The sequence below is a fragment of the Bacillus sp. N6 genome (genome assembly GCF_052805735.1).
In genome coordinates this window covers 4,204,713-4,228,953 of sequence record NZ_CM127843.1, presented here as the reverse complement: position 1 = coordinate 4,228,953, position 24,241 = coordinate 4,204,713, and the positions used below count along the sequence as shown (strand labels likewise).

24 protein-coding genes and 1 pseudogene are annotated in these 24,241 nt (G+C 36.5%); 24 read left to right on the top strand and 1 reads right to left on the bottom strand.

The window, feature by feature from the left end:
* Positions 1–127: 127 nt before the first annotated feature.
* The 12 genes from lepA to ACUXVC_RS21705 all read left to right on the top strand — a co-directional run bounded on the left by lepA (position 128) and on the right by ACUXVC_RS21705 (position 12,834).
* Positions 128–1,951: an elongation factor 4 gene (gene lepA, locus ACUXVC_RS21760; RefSeq protein ID WP_375853014.1), complete on the top strand. Its 1,824-nt coding sequence runs from the start codon at positions 128–130 to the stop codon at positions 1,949–1,951.
* A gap of 130 nt (positions 1,952–2,081) precedes the next feature.
* Complete coding sequence (locus tag ACUXVC_RS21755; protein ID WP_001293539.1) at positions 2,082–2,456, top strand: winged helix-turn-helix transcriptional regulator; 375 nt, start codon at positions 2,082–2,084, stop codon at positions 2,454–2,456.
* 51 nt (positions 2,457–2,507) lie between these two features.
* Entirely contained in the window at positions 2,508–3,647 is a 1,140-nt protein-coding gene (gene hemW, locus ACUXVC_RS21750) for a radical SAM family heme chaperone HemW (RefSeq protein WP_144465074.1), read from the top strand.
* A gap of 133 nt (positions 3,648–3,780) precedes the next feature.
* Positions 3,781–4,797 (top strand): heat-inducible transcriptional repressor HrcA, encoded by a 1,017-nt coding sequence (hrcA, locus tag ACUXVC_RS21745; RefSeq protein ID WP_000954942.1) that lies wholly within the window; start codon positions 3,781–3,783, stop codon positions 4,795–4,797.
* A 114-nt stretch (positions 4,798–4,911) separates the two neighbouring features.
* Positions 4,912–5,478 carry a nucleotide exchange factor GrpE gene (gene grpE, locus ACUXVC_RS21740; RefSeq protein WP_000392711.1) on the top strand — a complete coding sequence of 189 codons (567 nt, stop codon included), beginning with the start codon at positions 4,912–4,914 and terminating at the stop codon, positions 5,476–5,478.
* Positions 5,479–5,504: 26 nt separating this feature from the next.
* Complete coding sequence (dnaK, locus tag ACUXVC_RS21735) at positions 5,505–7,340, top strand: chaperone protein DnaK (protein ID WP_000034701.1); 1,836 nt, start codon at positions 5,505–5,507, stop codon at positions 7,338–7,340.
* Between the two features lie 204 nt (positions 7,341–7,544).
* Positions 7,545–8,660, top strand: coding sequence for a chaperone protein DnaJ (gene dnaJ / locus ACUXVC_RS21730; protein WP_000043947.1), 1,116 nt, complete (start codon positions 7,545–7,547; stop codon positions 8,658–8,660).
* A 28-nt stretch (positions 8,661–8,688) separates the two neighbouring features.
* Positions 8,689–9,627, top strand: coding sequence for a 50S ribosomal protein L11 methyltransferase (prmA, locus tag ACUXVC_RS21725; protein WP_375853017.1), 939 nt, complete (start codon positions 8,689–8,691; stop codon positions 9,625–9,627).
* 144 nt (positions 9,628–9,771) lie between these two features.
* Entirely contained in the window at positions 9,772–10,521 is a 750-nt protein-coding gene (locus tag ACUXVC_RS21720) for a 16S rRNA (uracil(1498)-N(3))-methyltransferase (protein WP_001190142.1), read from the top strand.
* Positions 10,522–10,527: 6 nt separating this feature from the next.
* Positions 10,528–11,880, top strand: coding sequence for a tRNA (N(6)-L-threonylcarbamoyladenosine(37)-C(2))-methylthiotransferase MtaB (gene mtaB / locus ACUXVC_RS21715; RefSeq protein WP_078401053.1), 1,353 nt, complete (start codon positions 10,528–10,530; stop codon positions 11,878–11,880).
* Positions 11,881–12,201: 321 nt separating this feature from the next.
* Positions 12,202–12,375 (top strand): 30S ribosomal protein S21, encoded by a 174-nt coding sequence (gene rpsU, locus ACUXVC_RS21710; RefSeq protein WP_000048061.1) that lies wholly within the window; start codon positions 12,202–12,204, stop codon positions 12,373–12,375.
* A 15-nt stretch (positions 12,376–12,390) separates the two neighbouring features.
* Positions 12,391–12,834 (top strand): GatB/YqeY domain-containing protein, encoded by a 444-nt coding sequence (locus ACUXVC_RS21705; protein ID WP_375853020.1) that lies wholly within the window; start codon positions 12,391–12,393, stop codon positions 12,832–12,834.
* A 135-nt stretch (positions 12,835–12,969) separates the two neighbouring features.
* Here the strand turns inward: ACUXVC_RS21705 and ACUXVC_RS21700 are convergent.
* Positions 12,970–13,596, bottom strand: a pseudogene (locus ACUXVC_RS21700) (DUF4253 domain-containing protein).
* Positions 13,597–14,022: 426 nt separating this feature from the next.
* Here ACUXVC_RS21700 and yqfC point away from each other — a divergent pair.
* The 12 genes from yqfC (at position 14,023) to ACUXVC_RS21640 (ending at position 23,874) form a co-directional block, all read left to right on the top strand.
* Positions 14,023–14,316 carry a sporulation protein YqfC gene (yqfC, locus tag ACUXVC_RS21695; RefSeq protein ID WP_000732269.1) on the top strand — a complete coding sequence of 98 codons (294 nt, stop codon included), beginning with the start codon at positions 14,023–14,025 and terminating at the stop codon, positions 14,314–14,316.
* Positions 14,317–14,477: 161 nt separating this feature from the next.
* Positions 14,478–15,677 (top strand): sporulation protein YqfD, encoded by a 1,200-nt coding sequence (yqfD, locus tag ACUXVC_RS21690; protein ID WP_000792498.1) that lies wholly within the window; start codon positions 14,478–14,480, stop codon positions 15,675–15,677.
* Positions 15,678–15,680: 3 nt separating this feature from the next.
* Complete coding sequence (locus ACUXVC_RS21685; protein WP_098125784.1) at positions 15,681–16,640, top strand: PhoH family protein; 960 nt, start codon at positions 15,681–15,683, stop codon at positions 16,638–16,640.
* Between the two features lie 194 nt (positions 16,641–16,834).
* Complete coding sequence (locus ACUXVC_RS21680) at positions 16,835–18,979, top strand: HD family phosphohydrolase (protein ID WP_000091513.1); 2,145 nt, start codon at positions 16,835–16,837, stop codon at positions 18,977–18,979.
* The gene (gene ybeY, locus ACUXVC_RS21675; protein WP_000054684.1) at positions 18,976–19,446 is read left to right on the top strand and encodes an rRNA maturation RNase YbeY; all 471 of its coding nucleotides are present in this window, start codon (positions 18,976–18,978) and stop codon (positions 19,444–19,446) included. The genes ACUXVC_RS21680 and ybeY overlap by 4 nt, the downstream gene beginning before the upstream one ends.
* Positions 19,443–19,796 (top strand): diacylglycerol kinase family protein, encoded by a 354-nt coding sequence (locus ACUXVC_RS21670; RefSeq protein ID WP_000715464.1) that lies wholly within the window; start codon positions 19,443–19,445, stop codon positions 19,794–19,796. Before ybeY ends, ACUXVC_RS21670 begins: the two co-directional genes overlap by 4 nt.
* A gap of 99 nt (positions 19,797–19,895) precedes the next feature.
* On the top strand, positions 19,896–20,294 hold the full coding sequence (locus ACUXVC_RS21665) for a cytidine deaminase (RefSeq protein ID WP_088022801.1): 399 nt from the start codon (positions 19,896–19,898) through the stop codon (positions 20,292–20,294).
* Positions 20,287–21,192: a GTPase Era gene (era, locus tag ACUXVC_RS21660; RefSeq protein ID WP_001080230.1), complete on the top strand. Its 906-nt coding sequence runs from the start codon at positions 20,287–20,289 to the stop codon at positions 21,190–21,192. Before ACUXVC_RS21665 ends, era begins: the two co-directional genes overlap by 8 nt.
* A gap of 176 nt (positions 21,193–21,368) precedes the next feature.
* On the top strand, positions 21,369–21,512 hold the full coding sequence (locus ACUXVC_RS21655) for a YqzL family protein (protein ID WP_000883924.1): 144 nt from the start codon (positions 21,369–21,371) through the stop codon (positions 21,510–21,512).
* Positions 21,513–21,545: 33 nt separating this feature from the next.
* Complete coding sequence (gene recO, locus ACUXVC_RS21650; RefSeq protein ID WP_000487009.1) at positions 21,546–22,292, top strand: DNA repair protein RecO; 747 nt, start codon at positions 21,546–21,548, stop codon at positions 22,290–22,292.
* 107 nt (positions 22,293–22,399) lie between these two features.
* Positions 22,400–23,032: a helix-turn-helix transcriptional regulator gene (locus ACUXVC_RS21645; RefSeq protein ID WP_000583756.1), complete on the top strand. Its 633-nt coding sequence runs from the start codon at positions 22,400–22,402 to the stop codon at positions 23,030–23,032.
* A gap of 29 nt (positions 23,033–23,061) precedes the next feature.
* Positions 23,062–23,874: a pyruvate, water dikinase regulatory protein gene (locus tag ACUXVC_RS21640; protein ID WP_000368944.1), complete on the top strand. Its 813-nt coding sequence runs from the start codon at positions 23,062–23,064 to the stop codon at positions 23,872–23,874.
* Positions 23,875–24,241: the final 367 nt, after the last annotated feature.

Below are 24,241 nucleotides of genomic sequence, written 5' to 3'. Positions count from 1 at the left end.
TCGCATAAGATATAGATAGAATGATTTGTATCGTAAGCAGCACGAGTTTTCATTGAATCTTTGTTGCTCTATTGATATAATCAGTGCTAGTGTATATTGGCGAGACTATTAGGAGTTGAGAACATAGATGAACAAAGAAGAAAGAGCAAAAAGACAGTCCAAAATTCGTAATTTCTCTATTATTGCTCATATTGACCACGGAAAATCAACGTTAGCAGACCGTATTTTAGAGAAAACAAATGCGTTAACACAACGCGAAATGAAAGCTCAGTTGCTTGACTCTATGGATTTAGAGCGTGAGCGTGGTATTACAATCAAATTAAACGCAGTACAATTAAGCTATAAAGCAAAAGATGGTGAAGAGTATATTCTTCATTTAATTGATACACCAGGACACGTCGACTTTACGTACGAAGTATCTCGTAGTTTAGCGGCTTGTGAAGGCGCGATTCTTGTAGTAGATGCAGCGCAAGGTATTGAAGCTCAAACGTTAGCGAACGTATACTTAGCGCTCGATAACAACTTAGAAATTTTACCAGTTATCAATAAAATCGACTTACCAAGTGCGGATCCAGAACGTGTACGTCAAGAGGTAGAAGATGTAATTGGTTTAGATGCATCAGAAGCGGTACTTGCTTCTGCGAAAGCTGGAATTGGTATTGAAGAAATTTTAGAACAAATTGTTGAAAAAGTACCAGCTCCGGCAGGTGATTCAGAAGAGCCGTTACAATGTATGATTTTCGACTCTTTATATGATCCGTACCGTGGTGTAATTGCTTATATCCGTGTTGTAAATGGAACGGTAAAAGTTGGCGATAAAGTACGTATGATGGCAACGGGTAAAGAATTTGAAGTAACAGAAGTAGGTGTATTTACACCGAAAACTACGCAACGTGACGAGTTAACAGTAGGTGATGTAGGTTTCTTAGCAGCATCTATTAAAAACGTAGGTGATACACGTGTTGGTGATACGATTACACATGCGAAACGTCCAGCTGCAGAGGCGTTACCAGGTTACCGTAAATTAAACCCGATGGTATTCTGTGGGCTGTATCCAATTGATTCTGCTCGTTATAACGATTTACGTGATGCGTTAGAAAAATTAGAGTTAAACGATTCTGCTCTTGAGTTTGAACCAGAAACATCTCAAGCGTTAGGATTTGGTTTCCGTTGTGGATTCTTAGGACTTCTTCACATGGAAATCATTCAAGAACGTATTGAACGTGAATTTAAGATTGACTTAATTACAACAGCGCCAAGCGTTATTTATAAAGTTTATTTAACAAACGGTGAAGATGTTATTGTTGATAATCCATCTAATATGCCAGATCCACAGTCTATCGATCGTGTAGAAGAGCCGTTTGTGAAGGCTTCAATTATGGTTCCGAATGACTATGTTGGAGCTGTAATGGAAATTTGCCAAGGTAAACGTGGAACGTTTATTGATATGCAATATTTAGATGAAACGCGTGTTACATTAACATATGAAATCCCGTTATCAGAAATCGTATATGACTTCTTCGATCAATTGAAATCAAATACGAAAGGGTATGCATCATTTGACTACGAGTTAATTGGTTATAAACCATCTAAACTTGTGAAAATGGATATTCTTTTAAATAATGAACAAGTGGATGCTTTATCATTTATCGTACACCGTGATTCAGCGTATGACCGTGGTAAAGTAATTGTAGAGAAATTAAAAGAATTAATTCCGAGACAACAGTTCGAAGTACCAATTCAGGCGACTATCGGAAATAAAGTTGTAGCACGTTCTACAATTAAGGCGATGCGTAAAAACGTACTTGCAAAATGTTACGGCGGTGATATTTCTCGTAAGCGTAAACTTCTTGATAAGCAAAAAGAAGGTAAAAAACGTATGAAGTCTGTTGGTTCTGTAGAAGTGCCACAAGAGGCATTCATGGCTGTACTGAAAATGGATGACAACTAATATTTGAAATAAAAAAGAAGTCGTTTGTGCGGCTTCTTTTTTCTGTATAATTACTTTTTAGACATCTGAGCAGCTCTCATTTACAATAATGAGAGAGCTTTTTAGTTCATATAGAGTTAGGAGATTGTTAATGTCCGAAAATATTCGAAAAGATATTCAAGATAAAATACAAAATGGCAATTTTAATTGTGAAAAGGAATTGACGCTTTCTATTATTAGTGGAAAGTGGAAAGTTGTGATACTGTGGCATCTTGGTGTGGAAGGGCCTCATCGTTTTAGTGAATTACAACGGTTATTCCCAAGCATTTCTCATAAAGTTTTGTCGAACCAATTAAAAGAGTTAATGGAAGATGGGATTGTTGATCGAACAGTATATCCCGAAATTCCTCCTCGTGTTGAGTATTATATGACGGAACTAGGCATGTCACTTTTACCGATCGTTGAAATGATGTATGATTGGGGAAAAATGCGAATGGAACAAATTCGTAATACGTTAGAGAAGTAGAGAATCCTCCGGAGTGCGGAGGTTTTCTTTTTAGAAAGGTAGGAGTTATATTTGGTACAAGCTGCATATATTCATATTCCGTTTTGTCAGCACATTTGTCACTATTGTGATTTTAATAAAGTGTTTATTGAACGCCAACCGGTTGATCAATATTTAGATTATTTAGAGAAGGAAATAATAAATACGGTTCAAAAAGTTCCGTTTGATAGTATGAAAACGATTTTTGTGGGCGGTGGAACTCCGACAGCGTTAAATATGGAACAGACAAAAAAATTACTCGAGATTATTAATCGTCATTTGCGTCCGTTTGCTCCGAATTGTGAATTGACATTTGAAGCGAATCCAGGAGATCTACCGAAAGAGAAGTTGAATGTACTACTAGAAGGTGGAGTGAATCGAATTAGTTTTGGTGTGCAAACGTTCCGTGATGAACTGCTTGAGAAAATCGGGCGCAAGCATACGAGGGAAGATGCATTCCTAGCGATGCGAGAAGCTCAGGAAGTAGGCTTTAAAAATATTAATGTAGATATTATTTATGCTTTGCCAGGACAAACGATAGAAGATGTGAAGGAAACATTAGACATTGCTTTTACGCTTGGTGTACAACATTTCTCGGCATATTCATTAATTGTGGAACCTAAAACAGTGTTTTATAACTTAATGAATAAAGGGAAATTGCGTCTTCCGGGTGAAGACCATGAAGCTAAAATGTATGAAATGGTAATGGATGAAATGGAGAAACACGGTTATAACCAGTATGAAATTAGTAATTTCTCAAAAGGTGACAATAAAAGTAGACATAATCTCACATACTGGAATAATGAAGAGTATTATGGCTTTGGAGCTGGAGCTCATAGTTATGTGAATGGGGAACGTATTCAAAATGTAGGTCCGCTGAAGCAATATTTTAATAAAATTGATGAAACAGGATTTCCGTATTTAGATGTTCATAAGGTGACGGAGAAAGAAAGAATGGAAGAAGAACTGTTCTTAGGACTTCGAAAAACAAAAGGTGTTTCTAAAACGGCATTCCGCAATAAATTTAATGTGGAGATGGATCAAGTTTTCGCGAAGCAGTTACAAAGCAATCAAGAACAAGGATTACTTGAAGAGGAAAATGGACATGTGCGTTTAACGCGAAAAGGAAAATTATTAGGGAATGAAGTATTCCAATCATTTTTGATTGACTAATTAAATGTTCCATAGGCGTGAAAAAGTTTCATTATTTCGTGACGTTTCCGTTGACAATTGAATGTCAATTTTGGTAAGTTATTAATAGATTTAGCACTCAAAGACAAAGAGTGCTAACAGAGGTGATGATGAGATGCTTACGGAACGTCAGCTCTTAATTTTACAAACAATTATTGATGACTTTATTGGATCAGCGCAGCCTGTTGGGTCTAGAACGTTGGCTAAAAAAGATGAAATTACATTTAGTTCAGCTACTATTCGAAATGAAATGGCGGACTTAGAAGAATTAGGTTTTATTGAAAAAACGCACAGTTCTTCTGGACGTGTTCCTTCTGAGAAAGGCTACCGATTTTATGTAGACCATCTTTTAGCGCCGCAAAACTTACCGAACGCTGAAATTGTACAAATTAAAGATTTATTTGCTGAAAGAATTTTTGAAGCGGAAAAAATTGCACAGCAATCTGCTCAAATTTTATCAGAACTTACGAATTATACGGCCATTGTTCTTGGACCGAAGTTAAGTACAAATAAACTTAAAAATGTACAAATTGTGCCGCTTGATCGTCAAACTGCAGTCGCTATTATTGTAACTGATACAGGGCATGTACAAAGTAAAACGATTACCGTTCCGGAATCTGTTGATTTATCAGATTTAGAAAAAATGGTTAATGTTTTAAATGAAAAGCTATCTGGCGTACCGATGGAAGAACTTCATAATAAAATCTTTAAGGAGATTGTTACAGTTTTACGTGGGTATGTTCATAATTACGATAGTGCAATAAAAATGTTAGATGGTACATTTCAAGTTCCGTTATCGGAAAAGATATACTTTGGAGGAAAAGCAAATATGCTTTCGCAGCCAGAGTTCCATGACATTCAAAAGGTTAGATCTTTGCTTACCATGATTGATAATGAAGCCGAATTTTATGACATTTTGCGTCATAAACAAGTCGGGATTCAAGTGAAAATTGGTAGGGAAAACACTTCGACGGCTATGGAGGATTGCAGTTTAATTTCTGCAACATATTCGATCGGCGAAGAGCAACTTGGAACAATTGCTATTTTAGGTCCTACGAGAATGCAATATTCTCGTGTAATTAGTTTGTTACAGTTATTTACGAGACAATTTACTGATGGACTTAAAAAGTAAATGAGAGTAATACATTCGCTCAAGTGATGAAATTTTCATTGCTGTGTGTAATATATAATGCTTAGGTAATCATGCTATGCATGATACCTAATACCTTTTAAGGAGGTGAATATTGTGGAAGAGCGTAACGAACAAGTGGTAGAAGAAGTAAAAGAAGCGCAAGTTGAAGAAGCTGTCACGCCAGAAAACAGTGAAGAAACTGTAGAAGAAAAAAGTGAGGCTGCTCTTTTACAAGAAAAAGTAGATGAGTTACAAGCGAAACTAACGGAAACGGAAGGTCGCACATTACGTCTACAAGCTGATTTTGAAAATTATAAGCGCCGTGTCCAAATGGATAAACAGGCTGCTGAAAAATATAGAGCACAAAGTCTAGTTTCAGACATCTTGCCAGCTCTTGATAATTTTGAAAGAGCAATGCAAGTGGAAGCGACTGATGAGCAAACGAAATCCTTGTTACAAGGCATGGAAATGGTGCATCGTCAATTGTTAGAAGCGCTGACTAAAGAAGGTGTGGAAGTGATTGAAGCTGTTGGTAAACAGTTTGATCCTAATGAACACCAAGCTATTATGCAAGTGGAAGATAGTGAATTTGAATCAAACGCGGTTGTGGAAGAATTCCAAAAAGGTTATAAATTAAAAGACCGTGTGATTCGCCCATCAATGGTAAAAGTAAATCAATAATTTACATAAAACTAGGAGGATTCGCCATGAGTAAAATTATCGGTATTGACTTAGGTACAACAAACTCTTGTGTAGCTGTTATGGAAGGTGGAGAACCAAAGGTTATCCCAAATCCAGAAGGAAACCGTACAACACCTTCTGTTGTAGCTTTCAAAAATGAAGAACGTCAAGTTGGGGAAGTTGCAAAGCGCCAAGCAATTACAAACCCAAATACAATCATGTCTGTTAAACGTCATATGGGTACAGACTACAAAGTAGAAGTTGAAGGTAAAGATTATACACCTCAAGAAATTTCTGCAATCATTTTACAAAACTTAAAAGCTTCTGCTGAAGCATACTTAGGTGAAACAGTAACGAAAGCTGTTATTACAGTACCTGCATACTTCAACGATGCAGAGCGTCAAGCAACGAAAGATGCTGGTCGTATCGCTGGTTTAGAAGTTGAGCGTATCATTAACGAGCCAACAGCAGCAGCACTTGCTTACGGTTTAGAAAAACAAGACGAAGAACAAAAAATCTTAGTATATGACTTAGGTGGCGGTACATTTGACGTATCTATCCTTGAGTTAGCAGACGGCACATTCGAAGTTATTTCAACTGCTGGTGACAACCGTCTTGGTGGCGATGACTTTGACCAAGTTATCATCGATCACTTAGTAGCTGAGTTCAAAAAAGAAAATAACATTGATTTAAGCCAAGATAAAATGGCGCTTCAACGCTTGAAAGATGCAGCTGAAAAAGCGAAAAAAGATCTTTCTGGTGTAACACAAACTCAAATTTCATTACCATTCATTAGTGCTGGAGCTGCTGGTCCATTACACCTAGAATTAACGTTAACAAGAGCGAAATTCGAAGAGCTTTCAGCAGGTCTTGTTGAAAGAACATTAGAGCCAACTCGTCGTGCATTAAAAGACGCTGGTTTTGCTCCAAGCGAATTAGATAAAGTTATTCTTGTTGGTGGATCTACTCGTATCCCAGCTGTACAAGAAGCTATTAAACGTGAAACTGGTAAAGAGCCATATAAAGGTGTAAACCCTGATGAAGTTGTAGCATTAGGTGCTGCAGTTCAAGGTGGCGTACTTACTGGTGATGTAGAAGGCGTTCTATTATTAGACGTAACTCCACTTTCTTTAGGTATTGAAACTATGGGTGGCGTGTTCACGAAATTAATCGAGCGTAACACTACAATTCCAACAAGTAAGTCACAAGTATTCTCGACAGCTGCTGATAATCAACCAGCAGTAGACATTCACGTATTACAAGGTGAGCGTCCAATGTCAGCTGACAACAAAACGTTAGGTCGTTTCCAATTAACTGACCTTCCACCAGCACCACGTGGTATTCCACAAATCGAAGTAACATTCGATATTGATGCGAACGGTATCGTTAACGTACGTGCGAAAGACTTAGGAACAAGCAAAGAGCAAGCTATTACAATCCAATCTTCTTCAGGTCTTTCTGATGAAGAAGTAGAACGTATGGTACAAGAAGCGGAAGCAAATGCTGACGCTGACCAAAAACGTAAGGAAGAAGTTGAACTTCGTAACGAAGCTGACCAACTTGTATTCCAAACAGACAAAGTTGTAAAAGATTTAGAAGGTAAAGTAGATGCAGCTGAAGTTGCAAAAGCAACAGAAGCGAAAGAAGCATTACAAGCTGCAATTGAGAAAAACGAGCTTGAAGAAATTCGTGCGAAAAAAGATGCTTTACAAGAAATCGTACAACAATTAACTGTTAAATTATACGAGCAAGCTCAAGCAGCTGCTGGTCAAGCAGAAGGTGCGCAAGGTGCACAAGACGCTGGCACGAAGAAAGACAATGTAGTTGACGCTGAGTTTGAAGAAGTAAAAGAAGACAAGTAATTCAACTGTAAACATAATAAGTAAGATGACAAAAAGTCAAAGTCAAGCGTGCCTTGACTTTGGCTTTTTTCACGAATGAGAAGCGATGTGTGAGGATCTTAAGTTTTTCGCTTTGCATACTGTAAGTGAGGAAACTTTGTTGCAAAGCACTTTCTTTCGGTGTTAAAATTACGTTTATGTGAAAGATTCGGGGGTTGTAAATTTATGAGTAAACGAGACTATTATGAGGTCCTTGGACTTAGCAAGGGCGCTTCAACAGATGAAATAAAAAAAGCGTATCGTCGTTTGGCTAAAAAATACCATCCAGACGTAAGCAAAGAAGAAAATGCAATTGAAAAGTTTAAAGAAGTACAAGAAGCATACGAAGTGTTAAGTGATGATCAAAAGCGTGCGCAGTACGATCAATTTGGTCATGCTGGTGCAAATCAAGGATTCGGTGGATTTGGCGGCGGAGGAGACTTCGGCGGTGGCTTCGGTTTTGAAGATATATTTAGTTCTTTCTTTGGCGGTGGCGGCGGCAGACGTCGTGATCCAAATGCTCCGCGCCAAGGTGCTGACTTACAATATCAAGTCACTTTAGATTTTGAAGAAGCTATTTTTGGTAAGGAATTAAATGTGGAAATTCCAGTAGAAGATCCATGTGATACTTGTAAAGGTAGTGGAGCAAAACCAGGAACTTCAAAAGAAACATGTAAACATTGTTCAGGCTCTGGTCAAGTGAGTGTAGAACAAAACACACCGTTTGGTCGTATCGTAAACCGTCAAGCTTGTGGTCATTGTTCAGGAACTGGACAAATTATTAAAGAAAAATGTACGACATGTCACGGTTCAGGTAAAGTTCGTAAGCGTAAAAAAATCAATGTTAAAATTCCAGCGGGTATCGATAATGGTCAACAAATTCGTGTGTCTGGAAAAGGTGAAGCCGGCGTAAATGGCGGACCAGCAGGAGACTTATATGTTGTCGTTCATGTAAGAAATCATGAATTCTTCGAGCGTGAAGGAGATCACATTATTTGCGAAATGCCATTAACATTTGCGCAAATGGCGCTTGGTGATGAAGTGGAAGTTCCTACTGTTCATGGTAAAGTGAAGCTGAAAATTCCAGCAGGAACACAAACTGGAACAGAATTCCGCTTAAAAGGAAAAGGTGCTCCGAACGTACGTGGATACGGCCAAGGAGATCAATATGTAGTCGTTCGTGTTGTTGTACCGACGAAATTGACTTCACAGCAAAAAGATTTATTACGTGAATTTGCAGGACAAGAAGAGCAGGATGATAGTTTATTCGGAAAGCTTAAACGTGCTTTCAAAGGGGAATAATGGAAATAAAAAATGGAGTTGGTAAATTGTGAAATGGTCAGAAATTAGTATTCATACAACAGAAGAAGCAGTAGAAGCTGTCTCTCATATTTTACATGAAGCTGGTGCTAGCGGAGTTGCGATTGAGGATCCAGCGGAGTTAACGAAAGAGCGCGAGCAACAATATGGTGAAATTTATGCATTGAATCCAGATGAATATCCGGCGGAAGGTGTATTAATAAAAGCATATTTCCCGCAAACGGATTCTTTACATGAAACGATTGCAGGTGTAAAATCATCTATTGATGTGCTTCCATCTTACGACATTGAAATTGGTACTGGAAATATTACCGTTAACGAAGTCAATGAAGAAGATTGGGCTACTGCTTGGAAAAAATATTACCATCCAGTACAAATTTCTGATACATTCACAATCGTACCGACGTGGGAAGAATATACAGCATCTTCTCCTGATGAAAAAATCATTGAATTAGACCCAGGTATGGCGTTTGGTACAGGAACTCATCCAACAACAACGATGTGTATTCGTGCTTTAGAAAAAACAGTACAGCCAGGTGACACTATCATTGATGTAGGAACAGGTTCTGGTGTGCTTAGTATTGCAGCGGCAAAATTAGGTGCGTCTTCTGTTCAAGCATATGATTTAGATCCGGTTGCAGTTGAAAGTGCAGAAATGAATGTGCGTTTAAATAAAACAGATGATATCGTGTCTGTTGGGCAAAATAGTCTTTTAGAAGGTATTGAAGGTCCTGTTGATTTAATTGTAGCTAACTTATTAGCAGAAATTATTCTTTTATTCCCTGAAGATGCAGCGAGAGTTGTGAAGTCAGGTGGATTATTTATTACATCGGGCATTATTGCTGCGAAGGAAAAAGTAATTTCTGAGGCGTTAGAACAAGCTGGATTTACAATTGAAGAAGTGTTACGAATGGAAGATTGGGTAGCAATTATTGCACGAAATGCGTAATATAGATTTTAGTCTATAATGAAAAGGGGAGTCTCTCACTATAAGGTGAGGGACTTGCCGTTTGTTATATGAAAAATGATAATGTTTCGTTCTTTTCGTAAGTGTTGACTTACGAAAGGAACGAAACTCTACTAAGGTGATTATATGCAACGTTATTTTGTAGAAGAAAAACATGTAAGTGAAGCAAAGATTCGCATTGTAGGTGATGATGTACATCACATTGCGAGAGTAATGCGTATGACAGCTGGCGATCAAATTTATTGCTGTGTAAACGGAAAAACAGCAGTATGTTCAATTGATGAAATTACCAGTGAATTTATTAATACGGCTATTGTAGAATGGGTAGAGGCGTCAAGTGAACTTCCTGTTTTCGTGACGATTGCAAGTGGACTGCCAAAAGGAGACAAGCTAGAGTTGATTTTTCAAAAAGGAACTGAGCTTGGGGCAGCTGCATTCTTACCATTTCAAGCATCTCGCTCTATCGTAAAATGGGATGCGAAAAAAGCTGATAAAAAAGTTGAGCGTTTAAGAAAAATTGTGAAAGAAGCTGCGGAACAATCACATAGAAGTGAAATTCCGGAAGTACATGCTCCGGCATCATTTAAGCAACTGCTTACAATGAGTGGTGAGTATGATGTTTGTCTTGTTGCTTACGAAGAGGAAGCGAAACAAGGCGAGAAATCTAATTTTGCGAAAGCTTTAACGACAATGAAACCAGGTCAAAAGCTATTGATTGTATTTGGCCCAGAAGGCGGTTTAGCTGAGGAAGAGATTACAGCGCTTCGTGAACATAAATTTGTACCATGTAGTTTAGGACCAAGAATTTTAAGAACAGAAACGGCGCCGTTATACGCGTTAAGTGCTGCTTCGTATCATTTTGAATTGATGGGGTGATGATCAATGTCAACTGTTGCGTTCCATACGTTAGGTTGTAAAGTAAACCACTATGAAACAGAAGCCATTTGGCAATTGTTTAAACAAGGTGGTTATGAAAGAACAGAATATGAAAAGAAAGCTGATGTATATGTTATTAACACATGTACAGTAACGAATACTGGGGACAAAAAAAGCCGTCAAGTAATCAGACGTGCTGTGCGTCAAAACCCAGATGCAGTTATTTGCGTAACGGGATGTTATGCACAAACATCTCCAGCTGAAATTATGGCGATTCCAGGTGTAGATATTGTAGTTGGTACACAGGATCGTGAAAAGATGTTAGGTTACATCGAAGAATTCCGTAAAGAGCGTCAACCAATTAATGCTGTCCGCAATATTATGAAAACACGTGTGTACGAAGAACTTGATGTACCTTATTTCACGGATCGTACACGTGCGTCTTTAAAAATACAAGAGGGTTGCAATAACTTCTGTACATTCTGTATCATTCCTTGGGCGCGTGGTTTAATGCGTTCTCGTGATGGAAAAGAGGTTATTAAACAAGCACAACAATTAGTGGATGCAGGCTATAAAGAAATCGTATTAACGGGTATTCATACAGGTGGATACGGCGAAGATATAAAAGATTATAACTTAGCTGGATTACTTCGTGATATGGAAGCGGAAGTAGGCGGATTAAAACGTCTTCGTATTTCTTCTATTGAAGCGAGTCAAATTTCAGATGAAGTAATTGAAGTGTTAGATAAATCTGAAGTAGTTGTACGTCACTTGCATATTCCGTTGCAATCTGGTTCTAATACTGTATTAAAACGTATGCGTCGTAAATATACGATGGAATTCTTCCAAGAGCGTTTAGATCGTTTGAAAGAAGCGTTACCAGGCCTTGCGATTACATCTGACGTAATCGTTGGTTTCCCGGGTGAAACAGAAGAAGAATTCATGGAAACATACAATTTCATTAAAGAGAACCGCTTCTCTGAGTTACACGTGTTCCCTTATTCAAAACGTACAGGAACACCTGCAGCACGCATGGAAGATCAAGTTCCTGAAGATGTGAAGAACGATCGTGTTCATCGTTTAATTGAGCTATCTAATCAATTAGCGAAAGAATATGCATCAGCGTTTGAAGGTGAAGTGCTTGAAATCATTCCAGAAGAGCAATTTAAAGACGGCGACCGTGAAGGGTTATATGTAGGGTATACAGATAACTACTTGAAAATTGTATTTGAAGGATCAGAAGAATTAATTGGTAAGCTAGTGAAAGTGAAAATTACGAAAGCTGGCTATCCATATAACGAAGCGCAATTTGTTCGTGTTCTTGAAGATGATGTGAAAAATGAATCAGCAAGCGCATAAAAAAGAGCGTGCAACCGGAAACGGTTTGCATGCTTTCTTTATTTGAAGCGGTTAAGTACTAGAAGGTGGAGAGGCGTTTCGTGCATCTCTGTATGAAAAAAGTTGAAATGATAAAAATATAGTTGTCTTCATGAAAGAAGGATACTAGCTATTTGTATAACTTTTGAAAAGGAAATGCTTCTATTCTTCTTTTATTCTGCCAAATAGTTGACCTGAAGTGATAAAATGTATTATAATCGTAAAAGACATGCTGAAGAAGTGTTTCTTTTTGCATGCTGAAGTTAGTATGTAAGTGTGATGTTTCGGAGGGAGGGAAAGAGAATGTCAAAAACAGTCGTTCGTAAAAACGAGTCTTTGGAGGATGCACTTCGCCGTTTTAAAAGATCGGTTTCTAAAACTGGTACACTTGCTGAAGCAAGAAAGCGCGAGTTTTATGAAAAACCAAGTGTAAAACGTAAGAAGAAATCTGAAGCGGCAAGAAAGCGTAAATTCTAAGAGAGGGTGTAAGTTATGAGTCTTCTCGGTCGTTTAAACGATGATATGAAACAAGCGATGAAGAATAAACAAAAAGAAAAATTAACCGTTATTCGTATGGTTAAGGCTGCTTTACAAAATGAAGGTATTAAACTGCAACATACTCTTACTGAAGAAGAGGAAGTAACAGTTTTAGCTCGTGAAGTAAAACAGTATAAGGACTCCCTCCTTGAATTTAAAAAAGCTGGTCGTGAAGACCTTGTTAATAAACTGCAAAGTGAAATTCAGATTTTAAGCGCATATTTGCCAGAGCAATTAACTGAAGAAGAACTAGTTGATGTAATCAAGCACGTTATTTCTGAAGTTGGTGCGACTTCTAAAGCAGATATGGGTAAGGTGATGACTGCTGTTATGCCGAAAGTAAAAGGTAAAACAGACGGATCACTTGTGAATAAGTTGGTTATCCAGCTATTAGCATAAAAAAACGTCTCATTTCGTATGAGACGTTTTTTTATTGTTCTTATTAAGGAAAAACGCTATATTGCTTAAAAAGCGTTTCTGTAAGTGATAGAAACGCCTCTGGTATGTAAAAAAAGGTAACGGCCTTAGTTATGATTAATCCCACCATAAAAAAAGCTTTTTCGTTTTCTTAATTTCTTCGACTAACTCCTCAATGCTTTCTGTTCCTTGTTCCACTATATCTGGACAAAATTCATACATTTCTTGCGCGAAAGATTGCATTTCTTCGTCTGTAGGTAACGCGCTAAAAATGGCATCAACCTAGTCATGATCTGCACCGATTATGATAAAAGGATAGCGATCATTCCATTTTCTTAGTTTAAAAATAACATCTATATTGCTAACTTCGTAATTAACGCCATTTGTTTGTTGGATTGTAAGGATATCAAATTGGTCATTTCCTTGTGTAATTGCAATTGTACACTCACTCTTACTTCCTTGACTAAAACTTCTTTCGCAAATAAAAGCTAAGTATCCAAGTTTCTGAACCTCAGATTGAAGTTTTATAACTTGCTGTTCAGCAGAATCCTCAAAGGTAACGAAAGAGACTCCGGCTATTTTAGATTTTGAATCAGTTGCATAAAAGGGCTGGATGCTGCTGTTAGTAACTTGTTTTATAACATTCAAAATTTCTTGACTAAATCCAATTTCCTTTCGTATTTCCTCGCTTATTAATTCATTTTTTTGTTTTTTAATGAATCCTAATATTTTTTTGGAATTCATATAACAACCACCTATAAAATATTCTTACTTACACCGCAAAATTCAGAGTGGAGCAATTTCCTTTTTCGGATTTTATCTCATTTGTCTAATGAATGACAACTACTTATTCTATGGTCAGTATGTCACGTCCAGAACGAATTGTAACAGGTTTTTTCAAGTTTCCAACTTCTTGCTAGGCTCAATTTCTTAATTTAACTTGTACTGATATCCCCTGAGGGCGCATATTCTTGTATTAATACTTCTATTATTATGGGTAACATTCTCTGATCCATCATTGTCCTGATAAATATGATTTCATATAGCGATTGTTTTAATTAACATGAGATGAACTCTTACAGAATATAGTTATGTTAGTGAAGTCGTTATAACACGATAGGCACTTGTGAAGAAATACATATATATGGGATGAGGAGGGGGTCTTTCGAGATGAAGAAATTAGAACAAATGAAAAATTGGTTAACAAAACAAGTAGACCTACCAGTGGATGTATTAATGGATCTGCCTCGGATTACTCTTGTTGGGCAAATACATATTTATATAGAAAATCATCGGGGGCTATTAGTGTTTTCAGATAAAGAAGTGCGATTGCTTTTAAAACATGGTCAATTACTAATTAAAGGACAATCCTTTGTTATTAAAACGATTCTTCCAGAAGAGCTTTTGCTTGAAGGGATAATTGAGCAAGTAACATTTTTAGAAAATGAAAAAAAAGGTGATTGAAGTGAAACTTCCATTTGTGAAGTTTTTCTTCTTTATCCTGTAAAAGTTTCGTTGATAGAGACCGATTACAGTTTTAATTTGTTTCATTTTAGTACGAGCTATTTTAATGCTTCAAATAAAAAGTAGTATATCTACTTTTAGAAAGGCAGTGAAGGTGGTAAATGAAAAATAAATGGTTTATAAAGTGGCTTGGATATGTAAAAGTGCGGATTGAAGGTAGAGGAGCGGAACGGTTTGTTAATGAATGTGTACGGAGGAATTTGTTAGTTTGGGATGTTAAGAAAATAGCTGATGAAACGTTAGTTTTTTGTATGTTGTTACGCGATGTGAAAAAAATAAAACCAATTTATAGAAAAAATGAATGTAAATTATATTTTATTGGACGTTATGGTTTTCCTTTTTGGAATAAGCGTTTAATTAAAAATAGTGGATTTTTAATTGGGTTTTTAATTTTCTTTTTTGGCGTGATTGCAATGTCAAATATGGTTTGGAAAATTGAAATTACAGGAGCAAAACCCGAAACAGAATATATATTGATGAAAGAATTGGATAAAATGGGTATTAAAAAAGGGAAACTACAATTTCAAATGCCGAATGTAGAAGATGTACAACGCCATTTGACAGATAATATTAATGCCATTACTTGGGCGGGACTAGAAGTAAGAGGGACGACGTATCATTTTAAAATTGTTGAAAAAAACGAACCGAAAAAAGAAAAGGAACAAAGGCCGCAAAATTTAGTAGCAAAAAAAGAAGCGATTATTACAAAAACGTTTGTAGAAGTTGGAAAGCCGGTTGTACTGAAGAATGATCATGTAGAAAAAGGGCAGATTCTCGTATCGGGAATATATGGTAATGAGGAAAGTCCGACGATTGTTTCAGCGAAAGGTATTGTGTATGGCGAAACGTGGTATACATCTAAGGTAGATGTTCCGCTAAAGACGCAATTCCAAGTGTATACTGGTAATGTATACAATGAACATTTTCTTAAATTCGGGGATACGAAAATAAAAATATGGGGATTTCAGCATGATAAGTATAAACGCTCTCGTACTGAAAGTGTAAAGCATGATGTGAAATTATTTGGTTTTACACTGCCGATTGCATATGAAAAAGATGTTGTGAGAGAAGAGGAAGAAGCGAATCGAGAATATACAGAAAAGCAAGCGCTGAAAGTAGCGAAGGAGATGGCCGAAAAAGAACTAAAGAAAAAATTGGATGAACATGCTATGATTGTAAGTGATAAGATTTTGAGTAAAGAGGTTGAGGCGGATCAACTAAAAGTCACATTGCATTATACTGTGGTTGAAAATATTGCAGAGCCACAACCAATATCCGAATCCGATATTCAAGGAGACTGAGTAATGGCAGAACAATTAGTAGAAATGAACCAACAATTGGAAAATACTAACGAAGCAATCGCTCTTTTTGGAGTCAATGATGCACATTTAAAAGTAATTGAACGAGAAATGAATGTATCGATTGTAACTAGAGGAGAAACTGTTCATGTATCTGGAGCAGTTGAAACGGTGACACTCGTAGAAAAAATCTTACAGCAATTACTTGTTGTAATTCGTAAAAGTATATCAATTTCAGAGAGAGATGTTGCGTATGCAATTCAGCTCGCGCAACAAGGGAAAATTGCTCAATTTGAAGAGTTATATGAAGAAGAAATTTTCAAGACTGCAAAAGGTAAATCCATTCGTGTAAAAACAATGGGGCAAAGAAGATATATTCATGCGATGAAGAAGAATGATATTGTCTTTGGGATAGGGCCTGCAGGAACTGGAAAAACATACTTAGCTGTAGTAATGGCTGTGAGAGCTTTAAAACAAGGATATGTAAAGAAAATTATTTTAACAAGACCTGCTGTAGAAGCTGGAGAAAATTTAGGTTTTTTACCAGGGGATTTGAAAGAGAAGGTAGATCCATACTTACGTCCATTATATGATGCCTTACATGATATTCTTGGACAAGAATATACGCAGCGTATGATGGAGCGAGGAGTAATTGAAATAGCTCCGCTTGCTTATATGAGGGGGCGTACGCTTGATGATTCATTTGTTATTTTAGATGAGGCTCAAAATACAACGGGTGCTCAAATAAAAATGTTTTTAACAAGATTAGGTTTTAGCTCTAAAATGGTTATTACAGGGGACCCTTCACAAGTAGACTTGCCAAAAGGGGTAAAATCAGGGCTATCTATAGCTGCTAATATTTTATCTGGTGTATCAGGTCTGTCATTTATTACATTAGAACAAACGGACGTTGTGAGACATCCATTGGTGCAACGTATTATTGAGGCATATGATAAAATGGAATGATCCTATTTGTCAGGATCATTTCTTTTTGTATGATAAGGTTGGCGAATGTCATATTTTTTACTATCATGAAAGATAAGGAAAATAAACTATAGGTACTGGTGTGTAAAATGTTGCCTCAAAGTATCGTTGGGTAGAAGAAATGAAAGCTATAAATAGTTTCACTTTATTTCTGGAGAGGAGAAGGTATTGAAATCATGTCAAGATCTCAAGAAATTTCTAAGTGGTTTCGTAATTTACAACATTCGAAAAAACTAAGTTGGATTTCTTACGTTGTGTTAGGAGCAGTGCTGTTTTTTGCGCTTATGAATAATGTAAAACCAGAACAATTAGATGTTAATATGTATTCTATTGCGAAAAAGACAATCCATTCTCCTATAAAAATTGAAGATAAAGTTACAACGGATAAAAAGAAAAAAGAAGCCGCTACAAAAGTTGAAGATCAATATACATATAAAAGTGAGTATAAACAAAACAAAGTTGATATTGTGAATGACGTCTTTGCTAAAGTGGATGAAGTGGTGCAAGAGATTAAAGCTGTTGGACCGGATGATCAAAAAAAGATGACTGATGCTGAGAAAGTGGATAAGTTAAAAAAGAAACTACCCGCTGACTTAACGAAAGAATTATCTGATTCAAACTTACTAAATTTGATTAATGCAGATTCGAGCCAATTAGTATTAGCGAAAGATGCTGCGGTCACAGCGATTAATAGTATCATGACTGAGCATATTAAAATGGACGAATTGAAAGATGCGAAAGAACGATATGTAAGTGAGATGAATAGTGTTAATGTTGATAATGGTTTAAAAGAGTCAATTAAGGCGCTAGGAAGATATGCAATTTCAGCGAACTATTTTTATGACCCGATCTTAACGAAAGAGAAGAGAAAAGCAGAGGAAGATTTAGTTCCACCTGTTTATATTCTTCAAGGACAAGTTCTTGTTAGAGAAGGTGAAACGATTTCAAGTGATGTGTATAATCAGTTGAAATTAGTTGGTTTGTTAGAAAAAGGGAACGGCTTTCAACCTTATGTTGGATTAGCGGTACTCATTGGTGTATTACTATACTTTATGCATAAACAATTTGAATTATTTTTAAAGAGAAAAAGAGAAGATAGACCGTATGTTTTAGCGTATATTACAATTTTGTCTATCACAATCGTCTTAATGAAAATCATTAGTTTGTTTCAAAAACTTGAATACGCAGGGATTGCATATGTTGTCCCAGTTGCGATGGGAACAATACTTGTAAAACTAATGATTGGTGATCGATTTGTCTTTTTAACGAGTATGATTTTTTCTGTATGCGGAAGTATTATGTTTAATGAAGGAGTAACGAGTACATTAAATTATAGTGTAGGGATTTACGTATTGTTAAGTTCATTATCGGTTAGTATTTTCTTGCGAGAAAAAAATCGTCGTACAATGATTTTACAAGCTGGTATACTCGTTTCTGTATTAAATGTAGTCGTATTAGCGGCGCTCTTATTATTACGTAATGGGAATTTTTCGCCTCTTGAAATTGGTACGCAATTATTAATGGCTTCACTTTCAGGGATTATATCATCCGTTTTGGCTATGGGGATTTTACCATATTTAGAAAGTGGACTTGGAATCGTATCAAGTATGAAGCTTATGGAACTATCAAGTCCAAATCATCCGCTTTTACGCAGAATTTTGTTAGAAGCGCCAGGGACATATCATCATAGTGTAATGGTAGCGAATCTTTCTGAGGCTGCTTGTGAAGCAGTTGGGGCAAATGGTGTATTAGCGCGTGTAGGGGCATATTATCATGATGTAGGAAAAACAGTACAACCGCAATTCTTTATTGAAAACCAAATGGGAATTAAAAACCCGCATGATAAATTAGATCCTGTAACGAGTAAAGATATTATAATTGCTCACGTAACGGATGGAGTAAGAATGCTCGAAGAATATCATATTCCACAAGAAATTATTGATATCGCTGGGCAACATCACGGTACAACGTTACTGAAATATTTTTATTATAAAGCTATTAAAGAAGATAAAGAAAAATATACAGAAGAGATGTTCCGTTATCCAGGTTCAAAAGCAACTTCGAAAGAATCGGCAATTGTTGGTATTGCTGATAGTGTAGAAGCTGCGGTACGTTCTATGAATCACCCAACGCCAGAACAAATTAATAATTTGGTGCAAAGTATTATTAAAGATCGACTGCAAGACGGTCAATTTAGTGAATGTGATTTGACGTTTAAGGAACTACAAATCGTTGGAAAAACGTTGTGTGAAACGTTAAATGGTATTTTCCATTCGCGTATTACATATCCGGAACCTCCGGAAGAAAAGGAGAAAGAATGAGTTTGTTAATTGATTTTATTGATGAAACAGAAGAAGTAAAAGAAGAGTATATGAGTTTAATTCGTGAAGTGTTAGAAAAAGCAGCTCAAATGGAAAATATCGAGGATGGTGCGGAGGTATCGGTGACATTTGTAGATAATGAGCGCATTAGAGAAATTAATCGTGATTACCGAGATAAAGATCAACCTACAGATGTAATATCCTTTGCCATGGAAGAGATGGGAGAAGGAGAAATGGAGATTGTTGGTGCAGAGATGCCGCGCATGTTAGGGGATCTTATTATCTCTATTCCAAGAGCGAAAGAGCAAGCTGAAGAGTACGGACATTCTTTCGATCGTGAACTTGGATTTTTGGCGTTACATGGCTTTTTACATTTACTTGGTTATGATCACATGACAGAAGAAGATGAAAAAGAAATGTTCGGAAGACAAAAAGAAATTTTAGAAGCTTTTGGATTAGGACGATGAAAAAAGGAAAACTTATAGATAGTTTTGGATATGCTATAGCTGGTATATTCTTTTGTTTTCGTCATGAACGAAATATGAAAATCCATTATTTAGCCGCAGTCATTGTTATATGCTGCGGCTTTTATTTCCATATTACGAAAATAGAGTGGATGATATTACTTATTGTAATAGGGAGTGTAATGAGTTTAGAGATGGTAAATACGGCTGTGGAAAAAACGGTAGATTTAGCGACTGCCGATATTCATCCGTTTGCAAAAATTGCAAAGGATGTTGCGGCAGGAGCGGTTTTATTGTTTGCAATTATAGCTGTTATAATTGGTGCTATTATCTTTTTACCGTATATGGTATAGTTGCATTCCGAAGCTTTTATTAAGCTTTGGAAGTGCTGTAAGGGCCTTTAATGAGAGAGTGTATCTCTTCATAGCTGTGAACAGGAAGGATGCGGGAATATGAATAGTAAACAATTAATTCTAGAAGCAATCGAAGCGCGTAAACAAGCGTACGTACCATATTCTAAATTTCAAGTAGGTGCAGCATTATTAACGCGCGGTGGAAAAGTATATCGTGGATGTAATGTTGAGAATGCATCATATGGCTTATGTAATTGTGCTGAAAGAACAGCTTTATTTAAGGCGATTTCTGAAGGAGATAAAGAATTTGTAGCCATTGCGGTTGTAGCAGATACAAAGCGCCCAGTACCTCCTTGTGGAGCATGTCGACAAGTTATGGTAGAATTATGTAAACAGGATACGAAAGTATACTTATCAAACTTACATGGTGACGTTCAAGAGACGACAGTCGGAGAATTGTTACCAGGAGCATTTTTAGCGGAGGATTTACATGAATAGAAAAGGTTATAAATCAGGTTTTGTCTCTATTATTGGCAGACCGAATGTTGGAAAATCTACATTTTTAAACCGTATTATCGGCCAGAAAATTGCTATTATGAGTGATAAGCCACAAACGACTCGTAATAAAATTCAAGGTGTATATACAGAAAATGATGCACAAGTTATTTTCATTGATACACCAGGAATACATAAACCTAAACATAAATTAGGCGACTTTATGGTAAAGATGGCGCAAACGACATTAAAAGAAGTTGATATTGTTCTGTTTATGGTTAATGCAGTTGAAGGATTTGGTCGTGGTGAGGAATTCATCATTGAGAAATTAAAAGAAACGAAACAACCAGTATTTTTAGTCATTAATAAAATTGACCAACTTCATCCAGAGCAATTACTAGAGTTAATTGATCAATATCGTAAACTACATGAGTTTGCAGAGATTGTACCAATTTCTGCGTTAGACGGTAATAATGTGGACGCTTTAATTGGAACAATTAAAAAGTATTTACCAGAAGGACCACAATACTATCCAGAGAATCAAGTAACGGATCATCCGGAGAGATTTATTATTGCAGAGCTTATTCGTGAGAAAGTACTACATTTAACACGTGAAGAAGTGCCGCATTCTGTGGCTGTTGTTATCGATGCGATTCAAAAGCGTGAGGGCGGGGCAGTTTATATAAATGCAACGATTGTTGTTGAACGTGCATCACAAAAAGGAATCATCATCGGAAAACAAGGGAAAATGTTAAAAGAAGTTGGTAAGCGAGCTCGTTTTGATATTGAAGCGCTACTTGGTTCTAAAGTATTTTTAGAAGTATGGGTAAAAGTGCAAAAAGATTGGCGTAATAAAATGTCTCAGCTTCGTGACCTAGGTTTCCGCGAGGATGAGTACTAAAATAGAGTAAAGTTGTAATCAGTGGATGGTTGGTTCATCCACTGATTATTGGTTTTTATGAACTTTGATAAATTAGGAAAAATTTTTCTCACATGAAAATGGACAAAATGGGTCAATTTAATAACAACAAAGGAAATTGGTTTATAGGCTACGCTTATTGAGAAAGGTGGATTCTTATGCTAGATTTTACCTGGAAGTTTTTCTCCAAAACAGGAAGCATTGAAACGTACTTGCTTTTGAAAGAAATGGAAAAAGACGTAAACGATGAGATGGATCAACATGAAGAGGAGCTAGCGCATCTAGACTCTCCAATTTCTTGACCCGTTTTGTTCAAACCTTGGATGGTGACGAACATGTTTCAAAAAGTTGAGGGCATCGTTATCCGTACGACAGATTACGGAGAAACGAACAAGATTGTTACAATATTCTCAAGAGAACTTGGTAAGGTAAGTGCAATGGCAAGAGGGGCAAAAAAACCGAAAAGCCGATTAGCATCTGTGTCGCAATTAATGACACATGGCCATTTTCTTATTCAAATGGGATCTGGGCTTGGAACATTGCAACAAGGCGAGATTATTTCAACTATGAAAGAAATTCGCGAGGATATATTTTTAACTGCTTATGCATCATTTATTGTTGAGTTAACTGATAAAGCAACAGAAGATAAAAAACATAATCCGTATTTATTTGAAATGTTATATCAAACGTTGCATTATATGTGTGAGGGTGTTGATCCAGAAGTATTATCATTAATTTATCAAACGAAAATGCTTCCGGTATTAGGGATGCGCCCGTACTTTGATACATGTGCGATTTGTCATCAAGAAACAGACTTTGTCGCCTTCTCCGTAAGGGAAGGCGGTTTTCTGTGCTCACGTCATGCAGAGCAAGACCCATATCGTATACCGGTAGGAGAAGCTGTTCATAAATTATTACGTCTTTTCTTCCATTTCGATTTACATAGGCTCGGAAATGTATCAGTAAAGGATAGCACAAAAAAACAAATGCGTTTAGTATTGAATACATATTATGATGAATATTGCGGAATTTATTTGAAATCAAGACGTTTTTTAGAACAACTTGATAAGTTTCAAATATAATTTTGGGCCGTATACGGTCCTTTTTACATACTTTCTTTTTCGAATAGCATATTTAGTATATAATATTTAAGAGATAGTATAACTTTTTTCGTTGTGCATTAAAGGTGGTGATTATCATAGAGCTGAATAAACGGCAAGAACATATCATTCAGATTGTAAAAGATCACGGTCCTATTACAGGGGAATCAATTGCAGCGCAATTGGGTCTAACACGTGCGACGCTAAGACCAGACTTAGCAATTTTAACGATGGCTGGTTATTTAGAAGCACGTCCACGCGTAGGTTATTTTTATACGGGTAAAACTGGGGGGCAGCTATTATCTGAAGCTGTTAAGAAAATTAAAGTACAAGATTATCAATCTAGACCGGTTGTAATTGATAAAAATGTTTCCGTATACGATGCAATTTGTACGATGTTTTTAGAGGACGTTGGTACATTGTTCGTTGTAGATCAGATGACTCTATTAGTTGGTGTTGTGTCTCGTAAAGATTTATTAAGAGCGAGCTTAGGAAAGCAGGATTTAACCTCTCTTCCGGTTAATATTATCATGACAAGGATGCCAAACATTGCGATGTGTCGTAGAGAGGATTCTTTATATGATATTGCGATGGAATTAATAGAAAGACAGATTGATGCAATGCCAGTTGTAAAAGATACGAAACAAGGTTTAGAAGTGATTGGGCGAATTACAAAGACAAATATTACACGTGCGTTTGTAAATTTAGTAAATAACGAATAAGTGTAATTTGTTTAAAGTGAGGTAATGTAATGGATAATAAAATCGTATATGTCGTATCTGACTCTGTAGGGGAAACGGCTGATTTGGTTGTTCGAGCAGCAATGGGGCAATTCCCGTTTGCTCCTGATATTAGACGTGTACCGTATGTAGAAGATACAGGGACATTAAAAGAAGTGATTTCGATTGCTAAGAGTAATCAAGCACTTATATGTTTTACGTTAGTTAAGCCTGATATGCGCCAGTATTTAGTAACAGAGGCTGCAAAAGAAGGGGTAGAGGCATACGATATTATCGGCCCTCTTATTGATCAAATTGAAGAAATTACGGGGCAAGTGCCGAGATATGAGCCAGGTGTTGTCCGTAGGTTAGATGAAGAATACTTTAAAAAGATTGAAGCGATTGAGTTTGCTGTGAAGTATGATGACGGCAGAGATGCACGAGGTATTTTAAAAGCAGATATCGTGTTGATTGGTGTTTCGCGTACATCAAAAACACCACTTTCCCAATATTTAGCTCATAACAAACGCTTGAAAGTTGCGAATGTACCACTCGTGCCAGAAGTTGACCCACCTGAAGAACTATATCAAGTGGCAAAAGAAAAATGTTTCGGTTTGAAAATTACGCCAGATAAGTTAAATCATATTCGAAAAGAACGATTAAAATCACTTGGATTAAGTGATGGAGCAACATATGCAAATATTAATCGTATTCAAGAAGAAATTGATCACTTTGAGGAAGTAATTAGTAAAATAAATTGCCAAGTAATCGATGTATCGAATAAAGCGATTGAAGAAACAGCAAATATTATTGTGAATGCAGTGCAAAACCAAAAAATGTTTTAGCACATTTACCAAAGGTGAATGTGCTTTTTTCGCTCGTGTGAAATATGATACCTATGGATTTTGTAATAGATTGTAGTGTAATGGTTATACTTATACTCCTTTGTCTTTTAGTATATTCAAGGTGTGAGTTTGTCATCCTGAAATGTAAGCTGAAAAAATAAAGGGATATGTAGCGTAGTTGAAGAAAATATATTATAATAAAAAATTGTGATAAAAACCTATATTTTACGTTTAGACTTTAATTTTTCAGAATAAACTAGGGATAGGATTTACGAAAAAGACATGTAATTACGTTAAATCGACAAAATCTATACAAGAAAACGCACATTATGGAAGGATTCACAGAAGGGATGTAGAATACAGAAAT

What these genes read in the sequence shown, in the direction of transcription:
- era (WP_001080230.1), top strand. Translation starts at nt 20,287, where the DNA reads ATGAATAGAAAAGGTTATAAATCAGGTTTTGTCTCTATTATTGGCAGA.
- ACUXVC_RS21655 (WP_000883924.1), top strand. Translation starts at nt 21,369, where the DNA reads ATGCTAGATTTTACCTGGAAGTTTTTCTCCAAAACAGGAAGCATTGAA.
- recO (WP_000487009.1), top strand. Translation starts at nt 21,546, where the DNA reads ATGTTTCAAAAAGTTGAGGGCATCGTTATCCGTACGACAGATTACGGA.
- rpsU (WP_000048061.1), top strand. Translation starts at nt 12,202, where the DNA reads ATGTCAAAAACAGTCGTTCGTAAAAACGAGTCTTTGGAGGATGCACTT.
- ACUXVC_RS21680 (WP_000091513.1), top strand. Translation starts at nt 16,835, where the DNA reads ATGTCAAGATCTCAAGAAATTTCTAAGTGGTTTCGTAATTTACAACAT.
- ACUXVC_RS21755 (WP_001293539.1), top strand. Translation starts at nt 2,082, where the DNA reads ATGTCCGAAAATATTCGAAAAGATATTCAAGATAAAATACAAAATGGC.
- hrcA (WP_000954942.1), top strand. Translation starts at nt 3,781, where the DNA reads ATGCTTACGGAACGTCAGCTCTTAATTTTACAAACAATTATTGATGAC.
- ybeY (WP_000054684.1), top strand. Translation starts at nt 18,976, where the DNA reads ATGAGTTTGTTAATTGATTTTATTGATGAAACAGAAGAAGTAAAAGAA.
- ACUXVC_RS21720 (WP_001190142.1), top strand. Translation starts at nt 9,772, where the DNA reads ATGCAACGTTATTTTGTAGAAGAAAAACATGTAAGTGAAGCAAAGATT.
- ACUXVC_RS21705 (WP_375853020.1), top strand. Translation starts at nt 12,391, where the DNA reads ATGAGTCTTCTCGGTCGTTTAAACGATGATATGAAACAAGCGATGAAG.
- ACUXVC_RS21670 (WP_000715464.1), top strand. Translation starts at nt 19,443, where the DNA reads ATGAAAAAAGGAAAACTTATAGATAGTTTTGGATATGCTATAGCTGGT.
- ACUXVC_RS21640 (WP_000368944.1), top strand. Translation starts at nt 23,062, where the DNA reads ATGGATAATAAAATCGTATATGTCGTATCTGACTCTGTAGGGGAAACG.
- yqfC (WP_000732269.1), top strand. Translation starts at nt 14,023, where the DNA reads ATGAAGAAATTAGAACAAATGAAAAATTGGTTAACAAAACAAGTAGAC.
- lepA (WP_375853014.1), top strand. Translation starts at nt 128, where the DNA reads ATGAACAAAGAAGAAAGAGCAAAAAGACAGTCCAAAATTCGTAATTTC.
- mtaB (WP_078401053.1), top strand. Translation starts at nt 10,528, where the DNA reads ATGTCAACTGTTGCGTTCCATACGTTAGGTTGTAAAGTAAACCACTAT.
- dnaJ (WP_000043947.1), top strand. Translation starts at nt 7,545, where the DNA reads ATGAGTAAACGAGACTATTATGAGGTCCTTGGACTTAGCAAGGGCGCT.
- ACUXVC_RS21665 (WP_088022801.1), top strand. Translation starts at nt 19,896, where the DNA reads ATGAATAGTAAACAATTAATTCTAGAAGCAATCGAAGCGCGTAAACAA.
- ACUXVC_RS21685 (WP_098125784.1), top strand. Translation starts at nt 15,681, where the DNA reads ATGGCAGAACAATTAGTAGAAATGAACCAACAATTGGAAAATACTAAC.
- dnaK (WP_000034701.1), top strand. Translation starts at nt 5,505, where the DNA reads ATGAGTAAAATTATCGGTATTGACTTAGGTACAACAAACTCTTGTGTA.
- yqfD (WP_000792498.1), top strand. Translation starts at nt 14,478, where the DNA reads ATGAAAAATAAATGGTTTATAAAGTGGCTTGGATATGTAAAAGTGCGG.